Consider the following 14,497-nt stretch of genomic DNA (forward strand, 5'->3'; position numbering starts at 1 on the left):
GGCAGCGCTAAAGTCGCGGTTCATGAGCGATGCACTGAAACCCCTGCGCGACCCGGCCCCCATGCTGGCGCAGGTGTTGCGCGAATGGGGTGGTCATTCGGACCTGTGGGTGTTTGGCTATGGCTCGCTGATCTGGAAGCCCGACTTTGAGTACGCCGAGCGGCGTGCGGCCCGGGTCCATGGCTGGCACCGCGCGCTCAAGATGTGGAGCCGCATCAACCGCGGCACGCCCGAGTGCCCCGGCCTGGTGTTTGGCATGCTGTCGGGCGGCACCTGCAAGGGCATGGTGTTCCGTGTGCCCCAGGCGCAGGCGCGCGACGCGCTGGACAAGCTCTGGCAGCGCGAAATGATCACGGCGGTGTACGACCCGCGCTGGCTCACCTGCCACACCCCGCACGGACCGGTCACGGCGCTGGCGTTCACGCTGTCGCGCCGCAGCCCCAACCACACGGGTGTGCTGACCGAAGCGCAGTACCGGCAGATTTTCGCGGACGCCTGCGGCCGCTACGGCACCACGCGCGACTACGCGCGGCTCACGCACGAGGAACTGCGCCGCCACAACATCCACGACAAGGCGCTGGAGCGCCTGCTCAGGCTGCTACCGGGCTGACGCCAGGCGCTGCGCCGCCAGCGCCAGCCCCTGCACGGTGTCCACGTCGGTCACCGCCCCCAGGTCATCTACTATCAATTCAATAGCACGATGTGCCCGCAGGACCTGGACTGCGCCCCGATCTCCGTGCAAAGCCAGCAGTTGCGCGAGGCAGGGCTGGGCAAAGCCGACCGGGTGCCCCCGTGTCCCTTCATGCACGGGCACCACCGCGTCATGGGTGGCCAGCGCCGCCGCCACGGCGCGCAGCGTACCGGGCTGGACCAGCGGCAGGTCCCCGGGCAGCACCAGCCAGCCCGGCGCGCCCGCCGTGGCCCGCACGGCCGCCGCAATGCTGTCGCCCATGCCGGGATGGCCCGCGTCCTCAAGATGCCAGGGCAGGCCACTGGCGCGCACGGCGTCCAGTGTGTGCTGCAACACCGGCTTGCCCGCCAGCAGGGCCTGCAGCTTGTGGGTGGTACCGCCCGAGGCCCGGAAACGCTCGCCGCGCCCCGAGGCCAGGACCAGCACCACCGGTTGCGGCATCAGGCCGTCTTGAGCGCTTCGGCGGTGATCGGCAGCTGGCGCACCCGCTTGCCGGTGAGCGCCGCCACCGCATTGGCAATGGCTGGCACCACGACCGCCGTGGCCGGCTCGCCAATGCCGCCGGGCTTCTCGGTGCTGTTGACCAGCGTGATGTCAATCTGCGGCGCCTCGTTCATGCGCACCAGCAGGAACTGGTGGAAGTTGGTCTGCTGCACGCGGCCTTTTTCCAGCGTGATTTCCTGCATCAGCGCGGCGCCCATGCCGAACACCACGCTGGACTGGATCTGCGCCTCCACCGTGTCGGGGTTGACCATGTGGCCCAGGTCGGCGGCCACGGTCACGCGGTGCACCTTGACCGAGCCATCACTGTTCAGGCTGACCTCGGCCACCTGGGCCATGTAGGTGTCATAGCCTTCCATCAGCGCAATGCCCCGTGCGCGCCCCGCTGGCAACGGTTTGCCCCAGCCTGACTTTTCGGCCGCCAGCCTGAGCACATTCGCATAGCGCGGCTGCTTGCCCAGCAGCGACAGCCGGTACTCATACGGGTCCTTGCCGGCGCTTTTGGCGAGCTCGTCAATGAAGCTCTCGTTGGCAAAGGCATTGATGATGTGGCTGACCGAACGCCAGTAGCCCACGCGCAGGCCGGCATCGTGCTTGACGATGTCATGCCGGGTGGCCGGGATGTCGTAGCCCGCCACGGCCGCCTCGATCATCAAGGGGTCCTGCACCGGCGCGGGCAGGCCGAACACGCGGCCCGTGATGGACTGCGACGTCAGGCGGAAGGTCATGGCCGTGGGCTTGCCGTCGGGCCCGATGGCCGCCGCCAGCGTATTGACGCCCTGGGGACGGTAGAAGTCATGCGTCATGTCGTCTTCACGCGACCACACCAGCTTGACCGGCTTGTTCACCGCCCTGGAAATCTGGGCCGCCTGGATGATGAAGTCGATGTCAATGCGCCGGCCAAAGCCGCCCCCAAGGAAGGTGGTGCGCAACGACACATCCTCGGGTTTCACGCCCAGCACCTTGGCCACCGTGCCCTGGGCCGCGTCCTGCCACTGGGTCGGGCCAATGAGCTGCACCTTGCCCTTGTCATACCAGGCCGTGAAGTTCATGGGCTCCAGCGGCGAGTGGCTCAGCAGCTGGCTCACGTACTCGGCACGGACCACCTTGTCGGCCTTGGCGATCACCGCGTCGGCATCGCCAACGGCCTTCAGCGGCAGCGGCGTGCCGGTGGTGCTGGCCGCGCGCGTGCCCGCCAGCATGCTGGCGTTGCTCAGACTGGCTCCGGCGCCCTCGTCCCAGACGATGGCCAGTTCACGGCGCGCCTTGTTGGCGCGCCACCAGCTGTCGGCCACCACGGCCACGCCATCCGGAATCTGCACCACGTCGATCACACCGGGCATGGCCCTGGCCCTGGTGGCATCAAAGCTCTTGACCGTGCCGCCAATCACCGGGCACTGCTCCAGCGCGGCATAGACCATGCCGGGCAGCTTGACATCAATGCCGAACTCGGCCGTGCCATTGGTCTTGGCCGGCGTGTCCAGGCGCGGCGTGCGCTTGCCCACGATGCGGAAGTCCTTGGGGTCCTTGAGCGGCGGCTTCTCCGGCACCGGCATGCGCGACGCCGCTTGCGCCATGTCGCCATAGGTGGCTTTCAGGCCCTTGGGGCCAATCACCATGCCGTTTTTTGCCGACACGAGGTCGCGGTCCACGTCCCAGGTCGTGGCGCCCGCGGTGATCAGCATCTCGCGCACCTGCGCGCCAGCCACGCGCAGCTTCTCCCAGCCGTCGCGCACCGAGGTCGAACCGCCCGTCAGCTGCGGCCCGCCCAGCAGCGCGTTGCCATACAGCTTGGCATCCGGCGGCGCAAAGGCCACCTTGACCTGGCGGATGTCCACGTTGAGTTCTTCGGCAATCAGCATGGGCATGGAGGTGTAGACCCCCTGCCCCATTTCCGAGCGCGCGGAGATCAGCGTGATGGTGTTGTCGTCGGCAATGTGGACCCAGGCATTGGGCGTGTAGAGCGTGCCGGCGGCGTCGGCCGTGCTGCGCAGGCCGGGCAGGGCCACGCCCAGCAACAGCCCGCCCGAGGCAATGGCCGAGGTCTTGAGGAAATCGCGGCGCGATGAAGTAGCGATGGTCATGGTGGTTCTCCTCAGGCCTTGCGCATCATGGTGGCCGCATCCTTGATGGCGGCCTTGATCCGGGGGTAGGTGCCGCAGCGGCAGATGTTGCCGCTCATGGCCGCATCGATGTCGGCATCGCTCGGGTTGCGGTTGGCGCTGAGCAGCGCGGCCGCACTCATGAGCTGGCCCGACTGGCAGTAGCCGCACTGCGGCACATCGTGCTTGATCCAGGCCTTCTGCAGGGGGTGCTGGTTGTCCACACCCAGGCTCTCGATGGTGGCCACCTTCTTGCCGGCCACCGAGGACAGCGGCGTCTGGCAGGAGCGCACGGGCTGGCCGTCCAGATGCACGGTGCAGGCGCCGCACAGCGCCATGCCACAGCCGAACTTGGTGCCGGTCATGCCCAGCTCGTCGCGGATCACCCACAACAGCGGGGTGTCGGGTTCGGCATTGGCGCTGACCGCCTTGCCATTGACTTGGAAGTTGACGCTCATCGTGGGTCTCCTGGTGTGGGGCTGCGCCATGGCGTGAAGCACGCAGCCCTGTTGACTTTCCGCTCAGGACGTTAGGCCAAGCCCCTCGGGAGTGGCATGCGGGTAAGCCCTAGCACGTGACATAAAGTTGCAAAACGAGACAGTCAGGACGCGTCGATCGCGGTAGGCGGTCGCGCTGCCTATACTCGCGCCATGACCTCCATCGCCGACCTGCGCAAGAGCTACGAGCGCGCTGAACTCAACGAAGAAGCCTCCCACGCCGAGCCCCTGAACCAGTTTGGCCAGTGGCTGACCGAAGCCATCGCCGCGCAGGTGCCCGAACCCAACGCCATGACGCTGGCCACGGTGGCCAGCAACCTGCGGCCCAGCACCCGCGTGATCCTGATCAAGGGTTATGACGAGCGCGGCATCGTCTGGTACACCAATTACGACAGCCGCAAGGGCCAGGAACTGGCCGGCAACCCGTTTGCCGCGCTGCAGTTCCATTGGGTGGAACTGGAACGCACGGTGCGCATTGAAGGCCGGGTGGAAAAAGTCAGCGCTGAAGAAAGCGATGCCTATTTCTCAAGCCGGCCGCTGGACTCGCGCATCGGCGCCTGGGCCAGCCCGCAAAGCCAGGTCATTGCGAGCCGCACCGTGCTGGTGACCAACGCCGCAAAGTACAGCGCGCAGTTTCTGCTCAACCCGCCGCGCCCGCCACACTGGGGCGGCTACCGCCTGGTGCCGGACACCTGGCAGTTCTGGCAGGGCCGCAAGAGCCGGCTGCACGACCGGCTGCGCTACACGCTTCAGGGCGAGGGTGGCTGGCTGCGCGAGCGGCTGGCGCCTTAAGAAGTGGCGAATGCTACTGCCGAATGACGTCAACCGTCCAAGCGGCCTTGGCGGACATCGCGTGAAACCGGAATCTGTCCATTTTGATGTTGGTTGAGTCAGGCAGGATCACGCGGTCAACTGCGCCCATGCCGCGCGAAGCAGATTCCAGGGTGCAGGCCTTTTGCGTGCCCACCGCCGCATTGGACGACACCAGTTCAATCACAAACAGGTTCTTGCGACTGCCCGGCGTGGTTTGCGTCAGCTTCCCGGTGATGCTGCAGTAGCCTCGCACGTCGCCAGTCGTCTGCCCGGTCACTCCCCCGTCCCATGACACGTTCAGCGTAATGTCGTCTGCCGACCATCGGCCTTGCAATGACGCAACATCTGCAGCACGGGCGTTGGCATTGGCGTAGCTGAAGCTGAAGTAAAGGCTCGCCAATCTCTTACGCGCCAGGTAGTCACCCCCTCCAGAGCCACCATACATGACGTCCGAGAAAGCGGGAGACCACGTGGCGCCGTCGCCCTGAGTTCCCCACCAGACAGTCCCCCCGAGCGTGTATCCCTGGCCGCGCGTCCATGTGGTGACCGAGGTCAATCCCCTGCCGGAGATGTTCCATAGCGAGGTGGTCTGAGCATAGAACCGCCCATCAGAATCGACGACGCCAAACTCGGCCCCTTTGGACCAGTACCCTTCCAGATTGGTGGCATCGAACGGCATTGCGGCGACCGATCCTTCTTCTGGCGAAGTCAGCGAGGCCTCGTACGTCGATCGGCATTCGGCGCCGGTCGGGATGCGGCCAAAACTGAACCTTTGCAACGCACGCGCCGGCTGGCTGGCATAGGCCACCCGGGGGCTGCAAGTCGCCAGCCCCACGGTATAGGCCGCCTCGGTCAGTGCCGGAAAGGCCGTCCTATGGGAGCCGGTGAGTGTCTGCCCTCCGACGTAGGCGTCAAAAGTCGCAGCCACCGTCCCGGTGATGACACTGCCCTGCACAATATTCCAGGTGGGGGCTCCATCTGCGCGATAGTGGTACATGACCATGAACAGCGTGTTGCCCTGAACTTCCATCCCCCATCCCTGGCCCGCACTGGCAGGGTCCCAATACCAGCCCGTCTCTGGGCGGCCAACAACGCCGTAGGTTTGTGGTCCCGCGGCGTCAAACGAAAAGCGCTGCGCCACCATGGTCCGTCCACCCGGGAGTTGCATCGTGGCCTTGGACTGAATGCCATCGCCGCGGAAGGCAATGGTCACGGTTCCCACATCTGTCGACACTGGCGCCGAGTTCACCAGTGACTTCGCCGCCTGCCCACCCGTATAGCGCTTGAGGGTCCCCGAAAAAAAGTACCCCGCGCTGTCGGACTGCATCTCACCCAACGCCGCCACCCAGGTGGGACGACCGACATCGTCATACACATAGACACCCAGGTATGCAGACTTGCCCTGCGCCTCAATGAAGAAGCCCGTGCCGCCTTCATCGGGATTCCAGTACCAACCGTTGCCCGTGAATCCGGTCGCAATGTCCATCACTGGCGCGGCCTGAATGGCTTCGCGGCTTTCGCCCTGCCGGGCTTGTGACGGCATTGCGCCCTCACCGCCACCACAAGCGGCAAGAATTATCCCGAGCAACACAAGATGTGCAGCCTGGAAAGCTCGACGCACAACGGAAAAGCTGCCTGAAGGGCACATGCGTCCAGCCATCTTGATGGCATTCACAGCCTGAATGAAATTTGGCATCTACACACCTTGCTACCAAGTGTTGGAAACATTGAAAGAAATGGAAGCCGCCCAGGTGACGCGCCGACGCTTGCCGAAGTTGCATCGGTAGAAGATCCGAGAGCCGCCGGGGATTATGCCGAAACCAGACCCATCAGATCACTTTGGGGGTTGACGCCGTCGGCAACGCAGACGCGGCACGGACCATGCCCTCGACCACCCAGGTCTTGAGCAGGCTGGCGGCGCGCATCGGGGCCTGTTCTTCGGGCACCCAGCGGCACAAGCCGGCGCACAGTTGCGCAAAGTTGCGACCCCGCGCCACGGCGGCCAGCGCCCAGGCTTCATCGGCGGGCAGCATGCGGTAGCGCGGCATGAGCTCGCGCCGCCACACCGCCCAGGTGCGGGCAGTCCCCGCGCGGCGGGCGCGCAGGGTGCGGCCCTGGTCCACGGCCGCCCAGATCGCGGGGGCATTGGTCTCCAATGTCAGTCGCTGCACGGCCGGATGCAGGGTGAACGACAACATCGGCCAGAGCCCGGGCGAGACGCGGGCAAGGTCTTCCATGGTGACCACCGGTGCGTCGGCGGCGTCAAATGCCAGGCCGATGGCCCATTCAAATTCGGCCAACTCGGCCAGCACCGGGCGGCGCGGCAGGGCCTTGCGCAAGAAAGCGGCAAAGCCGGCGCCATACCAGCGCAGGTTGGGGTGGCGCGACGGATGGGCTGCAATGAAGCCGCGCGCCAACTGCTCAAAGCGCTTGTGCCCCGCAGCGGCCTTGACGGCGGCGTAGTCGGTCTCCAGCGCCTCGATCAGGCGCAGCCGGTAGCCGTCGGCATAAATCGAGAGGCGCCGCACTGCATCCAGCTTGCCAGCATCCAGCACATGGCGCCGCCAGCGGGTCGCACGTGGCGCCGCAGGCTCATAGACATGGCGCAGGATGTCGCGCTGCAGGGTCTGCAGGCTGCTCGCCGTCATGCGGCCGCCCGCAGCAGGTTGGCGGCGCCGATGCGGCGGGCCTCATCGAGCTCGGTGACCAGTTCGGCCAGCGGCGGGATGTTGGCGTCGCGCTCGATCATCGTGGCCACCGGACCAAAGCGGCGCACGGCGGCGGCGTACAGGTCCCACACCTCGCGGATCACCGGGGCATCGTGGGTGTCGATGATGACGTCCCCGCAATTGTCGTGCCCGGCCAGATGGAACTGCCGCACCCGGTGCGCGGGAATGCGTTCCAGATAAGTCGCCGCATCAAAGCCATGGTTGAAGGCACTGACGTAGATGTTGTTGATGTCCAGCAGGATCTCGCAGTCCGCCTCGGTAGCAATGGCCGCCAGGAACTCCCACTCGTCCATTTCGGACGACGCATAGGTCATGTAGCTCGACACGTTTTCCAGCAGGATGCGCCGGCCCAGAAAGTCCTGCACCCGCGCCACACGGTGCGCCACATGGCGCACGGCTTCGGCGGTGTAGGGCAGGGGCATCAAGTCGTGCAGGTTCTTGCCGGCCACGCCGGTCCAGCACAGGTGGTCGGAGACCCAGGCGGGCTCGATGCGCTGCGTGAGGGCCTTGTGCTGGCGCAGGTAGTCCATGTCCAGCGGATCGGTGCCGCCGATCGACATGGACACGCCATGCAGCACCACGGGGTAGCGCTCACGGATGCGCTCGAGCATGCGCAGCGGCTTGCCGCCCGGGACCAGGTAGTTTTCAGTGACGGCCTCAAACCAGTCCACCGGCGGGTTGCCGCTCAGGATCTCGTCGTAGTGCACGGTCCGCAGGCCCAGGCCAAAACCCAGTGCCTGGCCGTGGGGCTGGCCAGATGAAGCCGTCATTGAAAACCCGTGAGTCATAAAGAAACCGCACTGCCGCCGCCAGGGCCGGCAACAGCAGTGCGCGACGCGGCGTGAGCTTACTTCTTCTTCATTTCCATCGTGGCCTTGTCGCACTCGGCCTTGGTCATGAGCGACATGCCCTGGCCCTTGCAGGCGTTCTGGCCCTTGCAAGAGCTCTTGGCCGTCTTGCAGTCGCTGTGGCCCTTGCAGGCGTTGGCACCGGCGCAGGCGATCTTGGCATCCTGGGCGGCGACGGTGGTCACACCGGCGCTCATGGCGAACAGGCCGGCGGCGGCGGTGGCGAGGGTCATGCCCTTGATGAGTTTTGCATTCATGTTGCGCTCCATTGAATTGACGAACGGTTAAAGAGAAGCAGTGGTCCGGGCATCTGCCCCTGTCCCCTGCTGCCACTTTTACGCGGCAGTTCTGGTGTCGGATTCAAGAACGATGTTCTTACACGCCGTCTTCGTCACAAATTGCATCGCCGCCGAAAACGTGGCGGGTTTACCCGCAGTCAACGCAAGCCCAAAAGCAGCATCACGGCCGACACCGACAGCAGCGCCAGCGCGGTGGACACCGCCACGGTGGCCGTCACCGCCTCGCGCGCCACCTCGTAGCGCTGGGAGAACAGGAACACGTTGGCGCCAACGGGCAGCGAGGCCGCGATCACCATCACCGCGAGCGTGACACCCTGCAGGCCCAGCGCCCAGCCGGCCGCTGCCATCAACGCGGGGTGCAGCAGGTTCTTGGCCAGCGAGATGACCAGCGCCTCGCGCAGGTGCGTTCCCACCGGATTGGCGGCCAGGGTCACCCCCACCATCACCAGCGCGATCGGGCCAAAGGCCTGCCCCAGCAGTTGCAGGGGTTTGTCGATCATCACGGGGATGCCCCAGCCAGTCTGTGCAAAGGCCAGTCCCGCGAGGATGGGCAGCGGGACGGGGTGGATCACCGCATTGCGCACCGCAAGAAAGACGGTGACACCGATGTGCCGCGGCGACGCCTGCCCCTGCGCGCCCCGCTCCCGCGCCACCGCGAACTCCAGCACCAGCGTGGCGACCGTGAGCAGCACCAGCGCATGCACCGAGACCAGGGTGAACAGCGTGAACAGCCCGCGCTCACCATAGGCCAGGCCGACCAGCGGGACCCCGATCATCACCGTGTTGCTGAACATCGAGGCCAGCGCCAGCACCGCCGAGCGCCGCGTGAAACCCAGCCAGGCCAGCATCGCGAAATACACCGCCAGCGCCACGCCAAAGTACACGGCCAGCGGCCGGATCTCCAGCTGGCCACCGTGGGCCGTGGCCATGGTGCGAAACAGCAGCGCCGGCGCCAGCACCATGAACACCAGGTTGGACAGGTCCTTGACCGCCGTCGCGCTGACCCAGCGCAGGCGGCCCGCCAGCACCCCGATGGCGATCAGCAGAACCACGGGAAACAGCGCGGAAACGACGGGATGATTCAAGACAGGGTCCGCAAGGGGGAGTGGCCGGGAATACGCCCAAGGATACGCCCGGGGATATAACGGCCCGCCTGCTCCCGGCCCGCGGCGGGGCGTTTACCATCCGCTTCAGCGCACCAGCCCCTGACCATCCCCCACCCGAGGAGACCCGTCCCATGCAAGCCGTATCCATTCACGTCGTCGACATTGCCCATGGCCGGGTGGCCCGGGGCATGAAGGTCGAGGTGTTCCGCCTCGAGGCCAACGCCGCGGCCCATGTGGTCACCGGCACCGTGGGCAACAACGGCGTGGTGGACGGCCTGAACGGGCACCACACCCTGTTCGACGTGGGGGTGTATGAGCTGCGCCTGCATGTAGGCGACTACTACCGTGCGCTCAAGACGCCGCTGCCGCAGCCCGCCTTCATGGAGGTCCAGGTCTTCCGCTTCGGCCTGTCTGACGTGTCGCAGCACTACCACCTGCCGGTCAAGCTCACGCCCTGGGGGCTGTCGTGCTTCCGCGGTGCCTAGCGCCGCCGGGCCGCCCCAAGGCGCGAAGGCCCCCTCGGGGGGGCAGCGACCCACGCGAAGCGGGGGAGCGTTGGGGGCTAGAAGGTCGCCTGCAGTCCCAGTTTGAAACTGCGCCCTGGCAGCGGCGATTTGCCGGGCGCCGTCTGCGTGAGGATGGAGGTGGCGCTGTAGGCCAGCCGGTCGCCCGCGTTGTCCAGCCGGGCGTACCACAGCAGGTGGGACGGCCCGGCCTTGGTGCGCCAGGTCAGCGCCGCGTTCCACAGCGTGTAGGCCCCGGTGGCCAGCTCACCCACCGGCACCCGGCTTTGCCCCGCCACATGGTCCAGGCCCAGGCGCGCGCCCCAGTCGCCGCGCGCCCAGACCAGCGTGCCGCCGACGCGCGCCGGTGCCACGCGCGGCAGGGGCTGGCCCGTGGCGAGGTTGGTGGCGCGAACCCGGTCGGCCCGCCATTCAAGGTCCAGCGTTGAGCCCCCCTCGAGCAGCCGCAGCGTGCCGCTGGCCTCCAGCCCGGTGAAACGCGCCGGCATCTGGCGGTAGGCAAACACGGGCAGTCCATCCTCGGTGGCGCCGGTGGCCTCCAGGCCGATGTAGTTGGCGAAGCGCGTGCTGTAGACGTTGAGCCTGGCCTGGTGAGGGCCGTGCTTCCACTGCAGGCCCAGGTCGACGTTGCGGGAGCGCTCCTTGGCCAGCGTGGCGTCGCCCCGCTCCCAGGCGCCCGTGGCCACATGGGGGCCGTCGGCGAACAGTTCATAGTCTTTGGGCGCGCGTTCACTGCGCGCAAGGTTGGCCGTGACCTGCCAGGCCGGTGCCAGCCGCCACAAGGCGCCGAGCGCCAGGCTTGAGGGGTTGAAGCCCAAGCTTGCCGGGGCAAACCGCGCCACGTCCGGATTGCCCAGCGAGGCCACGCGAACCCGTTCCGAGCGCGCCCCGAAACTCAGGCGGCCCCAGCCCGTGCCGAGCTCTTCGTGCACGAACACCGCACTTTGCCGCGTGCGGCTGAAGGGAGCGAATGCCTCCTCGCCCACCGCGGCAAAGCGCGTGTTCTCGCCCTGCACTCCCCACACCCCCTCCAGCGCGCCCCACTTCGCGTGCCGCGCCTCGAGGCGAAAGTCATTGCCGTTGTTGCTGAACACCGTGCCCGGCGCGCCAGCCTCGAATTCGGTGTGGCGGTAATCGGTGTGGCCGGCCTGCGCCTTGAGGGACGCGAGCCAGCCGCCCAGGTTGCGCAGCTCGCCTTCCAGCGCGTAGCGCTGCGACCGCATGCCAATGGTCACATCGTCCTCGGCCACCGTGCCGTAGTCATTGCGATACGTGCTGGCCGAGGCGCCCAGGTAGCCGTGGTCAAAGAACACCGACCCACCCACCGCGCCGCCACGCACATCACTGTCTGAATTGCAGATGCGCCTTGAAAACGACGCTCCCCCGCCCCTGGTGCAGGCCAGCGCCACCGGCACCCGGACATCACCGGTGCGGCGGTTGAACACGTCGGCATGCAGCCCGATGCGGTCGTTGCCGCCTTCCACCAGCACCCCCGCGCCCTGGCCCGCGTTGCCGCTGGACAGGCCCAGGTCCACCTTGCCCACCACACCCCCAAGGGGCTCGCGCGGAATGCGGTTGTCGATCACATTGACCACGCCGCCCACGGCGCTGCCGCCATACAGCAGCGCCCCCGGGCCGCGCAGCACCTCGATGCGCTCGATGCTGATCGGGTCCATGGGCACGGCGTGGTCATAGCTCAGGCCCGAGGCGTCCACGCTGGCGCCGCCATTGGCCAGGATGCGGATGCGGTCGCCGTCCAGCCCGCGGATCACGGGCCGGTTGGCGTTGGGGCCAAAGTAGGTGCTGCTCACGCCGGGCGTGCCGTCCAGCGTGTCGCCCAGGGTGGTGCCCTGGCGCAGCAGCAAGCCGGTGCCCGAATAGCTGGCCGCGGGCGCGATCAGGTCGGTCGCACCCAGCGGATTGCCGGTCACGGTGACCTCCTTGAGGCTGGATGCGGGTGCGGGGGTCTGGGCCAGCGCGTGGCCCAGCGAGAAGATGGCAGCGCCCACGGCGCTGCAGCGAAAAATGGATTTCATGGTGCGTTCGTTGAAAAAGGAAAACGCCCACCGGGCAGCGCGCGGCGGGAACCGTCAACACGGGGATTTCAACGAACGGAAGGCGGGCCGCGCGCGTCAAACAGCGCAGCCCAGCGGGCGACGGCTTCGCCCTGGAAAAACTGGAAGATGAAGGCCGGCGGCAGCGCCGGCAGGGCGAGCAGCGGCACGCCTGGCGCGCCGTCGGAATGGCTCAGCTGGTCGTACAGGCGGCAGTCCGCGTCATCGGCATGGTCCGCGAAAAACTTCTCCACCCAGCCGTGCAGATGCCCGCCCGTGGCCGCCGGCGGATGCACGAGGCTGTGCAGCAGGCCGAGCGTCTGCGCGGCGACCAGCGCCACCATGACCAGCCACAGACTGCCGCGCCGCCACACCATGGGTCAGGCCTTCACGCGGTCGCGAAAGGTCTTGCGGAATTTCTCCACCTTGGGCGCGGCCACCGCCATGCAGTAGCCCTGCGTGGGGTTCTTCTCGAAGAAGTCCTGGTGGTAGTCCTCGGCCGGCCAGTAGTTGGCCAGCGGCAGCACCTCGGTCACGATGGGCCGGCCAAACAGCTTGTCCTGGCTCATCTGGCGGATCATCTCGTCGGCCACCTGCTGCTGCTCGGGCGTGGTGAAGTAGATGCCGCTGCGGTACTGCGTGCCGCTGTCATTGCCCTGGCGGTTCAGCGTGGTCGGGTCGTGGATCAGGTAGAAGATTTCAAGGATTTCGCGCAGGCTGATCTCGTCGGGGTTGTATTCGAGCTTGACCACCTCGTTGTGGCCGGTGGTACCGGTGCACACCTGCTCGTAGCTCGGCCGCTCGGTCTGGCCATTGCTATAGCCCGACTCCACGTCGGTCACGCCGCGCACCTTGACGAACACCGCCTCGGTGCACCAGAAGCAGCCGCCGCCAAGAACAATGGTTTGGGGGGTCGAAGGCATGGGGATCTCCAGTCAAACCCGTCAGTCGCAGAAAAGGGCGCCATCTTACGACGGCCCCGCTGCGCCCCAGGCCGCTCAATCCCGGCGCCGCGCGGGGCCTTTGCTGGCGCGCATGGGCCCCACGGCCTTGCGCATCAGCCGCAGCACCACCAGGAAGGCCACCGCCGACGCAATGGCGATCAGCAGCGAGCTCAGGTGAAAGACCTTGTCGTCCACCTTGCCGCTGTTGAGCATGGACACGATGAAATCACCGCCAATGAAGGCGCCAAACACGCCCACCAGCATGTTCTCGACCACGATGGTCTTCTCGCCATGCCCCGAGACCAGACCGGCCAGCAGGCCCACGGCACCCCCCACAAAACACCAGATGTACGGGTTGATGCCGTTCTCCTGAAGCCAACAAAGATCGACCCATGGTGACAGCTTTGGCGGTTGCCCACCCAACTTTATTTTTGACCCTTCAGCCCACCTTGCCGGCGCCGGCGCGCACGGCCTCCAGAAACGCGGCCAGCGCCTGGTGGTCGCGCGCGGTCTTCCAGAGGCAATAGGTGTCATAGGGCGCGCTGGCGCTGTCCAGCGGCACAAAGGCCGTGCCCGGCAGCGCCGACTGGCGCAGCGCCTGCGGCACCAGGGCCACGCCCAGGCCCTGCGACACCAGCGAGACCACGCTGAGCCAGTGGCGCAGCTCATAGCGGATCTCGGGGGTGAAGCCCGCCTGGGTGCACAGCGCCACGATGCGCTCGTGGTAGTCGGCGGACACACCGCGCGAGATGCAGGCGAAGGGCTCACCCTGCAGGGCCGCCAGCGACAGGGCCCGCTTGCGCGCCAGCGCATGGCCGGCCGGCAGGCAGGCCACAAAGGGCTGGCTGGCCACCAGGATCTGCGACAGCCCGGGCGGCACGCGCGTGGTGTGCACAAAGCCCAGGTCCAGCCGCTCGTGGGCCAGCTCGATCAGCTGGTCGCTCGAACTCAGCTCCTTGAGCGTGAGCCGCAGCCGCGGGTGCTGCACCTGAAAGCGCTTGAGCAGCCCCGGCAGCCCGCGGTACAGCATGGTGCCCACAAAGCCCACCTGCAGGCTACCGGCCAGGCCCTGCGCCACATCGCGCGCATGGCGGGCCGCCTGCTGGGCCTGCTCCAGCAGCGCGCGCGCCTGCGGCACAAAGGCGCGGCCGGCTTCGGTGAGCTGCACGGCCTTGCTGTTGCGGGTGAACAGCCGGGCGCCCACCGAGGCTTCAAGCTGCTGGATGTTGGTGGACAGCGGCGGCTGCGAAATGGCCAGTCGCTGGGCGGCGCGGCCAAAGTGCAGTTCCTCGGCCAGCACCAGGAAGTAACGCAGGTGGCGGAATTCCATGAATCTCTAATTCATATCGTCGGATAGGGAATTGATATTAGACAGCTATTGTTGAATCG

16 protein-coding genes are annotated in these 14,497 nt (G+C 66.9%); 3 read left to right on the forward strand and 13 right to left on the reverse strand.

Going from position 1 to position 14,497, the window contains the following annotated elements:
• Positions 1 to 61: 61 nt before the first annotated feature.
• A complete protein-coding gene (locus KF796_17185; protein MBX3588370.1) occupies positions 62 to 610 on the forward strand; it encodes a gamma-glutamylcyclotransferase in 549 nt (182 codons plus the stop codon).
• Here KF796_17185 and KF796_17190 read toward each other — a convergent pair.
• The 3 genes from KF796_17190 to KF796_17200 are packed head-to-tail and all read right to left on the reverse strand — an operon-like array spanning position 599 to position 3,752.
• Complete coding sequence (locus tag KF796_17190) at positions 599 to 1,132, reverse strand: NTP transferase domain-containing protein (GenBank protein MBX3588371.1); 534 nt, start codon at positions 1,130 to 1,132, stop codon at positions 599 to 601. The genes KF796_17185 and KF796_17190 overlap by 12 nt on opposite strands.
• Positions 1,132 to 3,276 carry a xanthine dehydrogenase family protein molybdopterin-binding subunit gene (locus tag KF796_17195; GenBank protein MBX3588372.1) on the reverse strand — a complete coding sequence of 715 codons (2,145 nt, stop codon included), beginning with the start codon at positions 3,274 to 3,276 and terminating at the stop codon, positions 1,132 to 1,134. Before KF796_17195 ends, KF796_17190 begins: the two co-directional genes overlap by 1 nt.
• 11 nt (positions 3,277 to 3,287) lie before the next feature.
• Positions 3,288 to 3,752 carry a (2Fe-2S)-binding protein gene (locus tag KF796_17200; GenBank protein ID MBX3588373.1) on the reverse strand — a complete coding sequence of 155 codons (465 nt, stop codon included), beginning with the start codon at positions 3,750 to 3,752 and terminating at the stop codon, positions 3,288 to 3,290.
• A 192-nt stretch (positions 3,753 to 3,944) separates the two neighbouring features.
• Between KF796_17200 and pdxH the strand changes: the two genes are divergently transcribed.
• Positions 3,945 to 4,583 carry a pyridoxamine 5'-phosphate oxidase gene (gene pdxH / locus KF796_17205; protein ID MBX3588374.1) on the forward strand — a complete coding sequence of 213 codons (639 nt, stop codon included), beginning with the start codon at positions 3,945 to 3,947 and terminating at the stop codon, positions 4,581 to 4,583.
• 13 nt (positions 4,584 to 4,596) lie between these two features.
• Here the strand turns inward: pdxH and KF796_17210 are convergent, their stop codons facing one another.
• The 5 genes from KF796_17210 to KF796_17230 form a co-directional block, all read right to left on the reverse strand.
• Entirely contained in the window at positions 4,597 to 6,300 is a 1,704-nt protein-coding gene (locus KF796_17210) for a hypothetical protein (protein MBX3588375.1), read from the reverse strand.
• Between the two features lie 133 nt (positions 6,301 to 6,433).
• Entirely contained in the window at positions 6,434 to 7,252 is an 819-nt protein-coding gene (locus KF796_17215) for a putative DNA-binding domain-containing protein (protein MBX3588376.1), read from the reverse strand.
• Positions 7,249 to 8,103, reverse strand: coding sequence for a DUF692 domain-containing protein (locus tag KF796_17220; GenBank protein MBX3588377.1), 855 nt, complete (start codon positions 8,101 to 8,103; stop codon positions 7,249 to 7,251). The genes KF796_17215 and KF796_17220 overlap by 4 nt, the downstream gene beginning before the upstream one ends.
• 77 nt (positions 8,104 to 8,180) lie before the next feature.
• On the reverse strand, positions 8,181 to 8,438 hold the full coding sequence (locus tag KF796_17225) for a hypothetical protein (GenBank protein ID MBX3588378.1): 258 nt from the start codon (positions 8,436 to 8,438) through the stop codon (positions 8,181 to 8,183).
• 179 nt (positions 8,439 to 8,617) lie between these two features.
• The gene (locus tag KF796_17230; GenBank protein ID MBX3588379.1) at positions 8,618 to 9,565 is read right to left on the reverse strand and encodes an AEC family transporter; all 948 of its coding nucleotides are present in this window, start codon (positions 9,563 to 9,565) and stop codon (positions 8,618 to 8,620) included.
• 152 nt (positions 9,566 to 9,717) lie between these two features.
• Here KF796_17230 and KF796_17235 point away from each other — a divergent pair, with 152 nt between their 5' ends.
• The gene (locus KF796_17235; GenBank protein ID MBX3588380.1) at positions 9,718 to 10,071 is read left to right on the forward strand and encodes a hydroxyisourate hydrolase; all 354 of its coding nucleotides are present in this window, start codon (positions 9,718 to 9,720) and stop codon (positions 10,069 to 10,071) included.
• Positions 10,072 to 10,148: 77 nt separating this feature from the next.
• On the opposite strand, the gene KF796_17240 is transcribed toward KF796_17235, so the two are convergent.
• The 5 genes from KF796_17240 to KF796_17260 all read right to left on the reverse strand — a co-directional run bounded on the left by KF796_17240 (position 10,149) and on the right by KF796_17260 (position 14,438).
• A complete protein-coding gene (locus KF796_17240; GenBank protein MBX3588381.1) occupies positions 10,149 to 12,146 on the reverse strand; it encodes a TonB-dependent receptor in 1,998 nt (665 codons plus the stop codon).
• Positions 12,147 to 12,214: 68 nt separating this feature from the next.
• Positions 12,215 to 12,508, reverse strand: coding sequence for a hypothetical protein (locus KF796_17245; protein ID MBX3588382.1), 294 nt, complete (start codon positions 12,506 to 12,508; stop codon positions 12,215 to 12,217).
• A 36-nt stretch (positions 12,509 to 12,544) separates the two neighbouring features.
• The gene (gene msrA, locus KF796_17250) at positions 12,545 to 13,087 is read right to left on the reverse strand and encodes a peptide-methionine (S)-S-oxide reductase MsrA (protein MBX3588383.1); all 543 of its coding nucleotides are present in this window, start codon (positions 13,085 to 13,087) and stop codon (positions 12,545 to 12,547) included.
• A gap of 75 nt (positions 13,088 to 13,162) precedes the next feature.
• Complete coding sequence (locus KF796_17255; protein ID MBX3588384.1) at positions 13,163 to 13,444, reverse strand: hypothetical protein; 282 nt, start codon at positions 13,442 to 13,444, stop codon at positions 13,163 to 13,165.
• A gap of 103 nt (positions 13,445 to 13,547) precedes the next feature.
• A complete protein-coding gene (locus tag KF796_17260) occupies positions 13,548 to 14,438 on the reverse strand; it encodes a LysR family transcriptional regulator (GenBank protein MBX3588385.1) in 891 nt (296 codons plus the stop codon).
• Positions 14,439 to 14,497: the final 59 nt, after the last annotated feature.

It is taken from the genome of Ramlibacter sp., from assembly GCA_019635435.1.
GTDB lineage: Bacteria > Pseudomonadota > Gammaproteobacteria > Burkholderiales > Burkholderiaceae_C > JAHBZM01.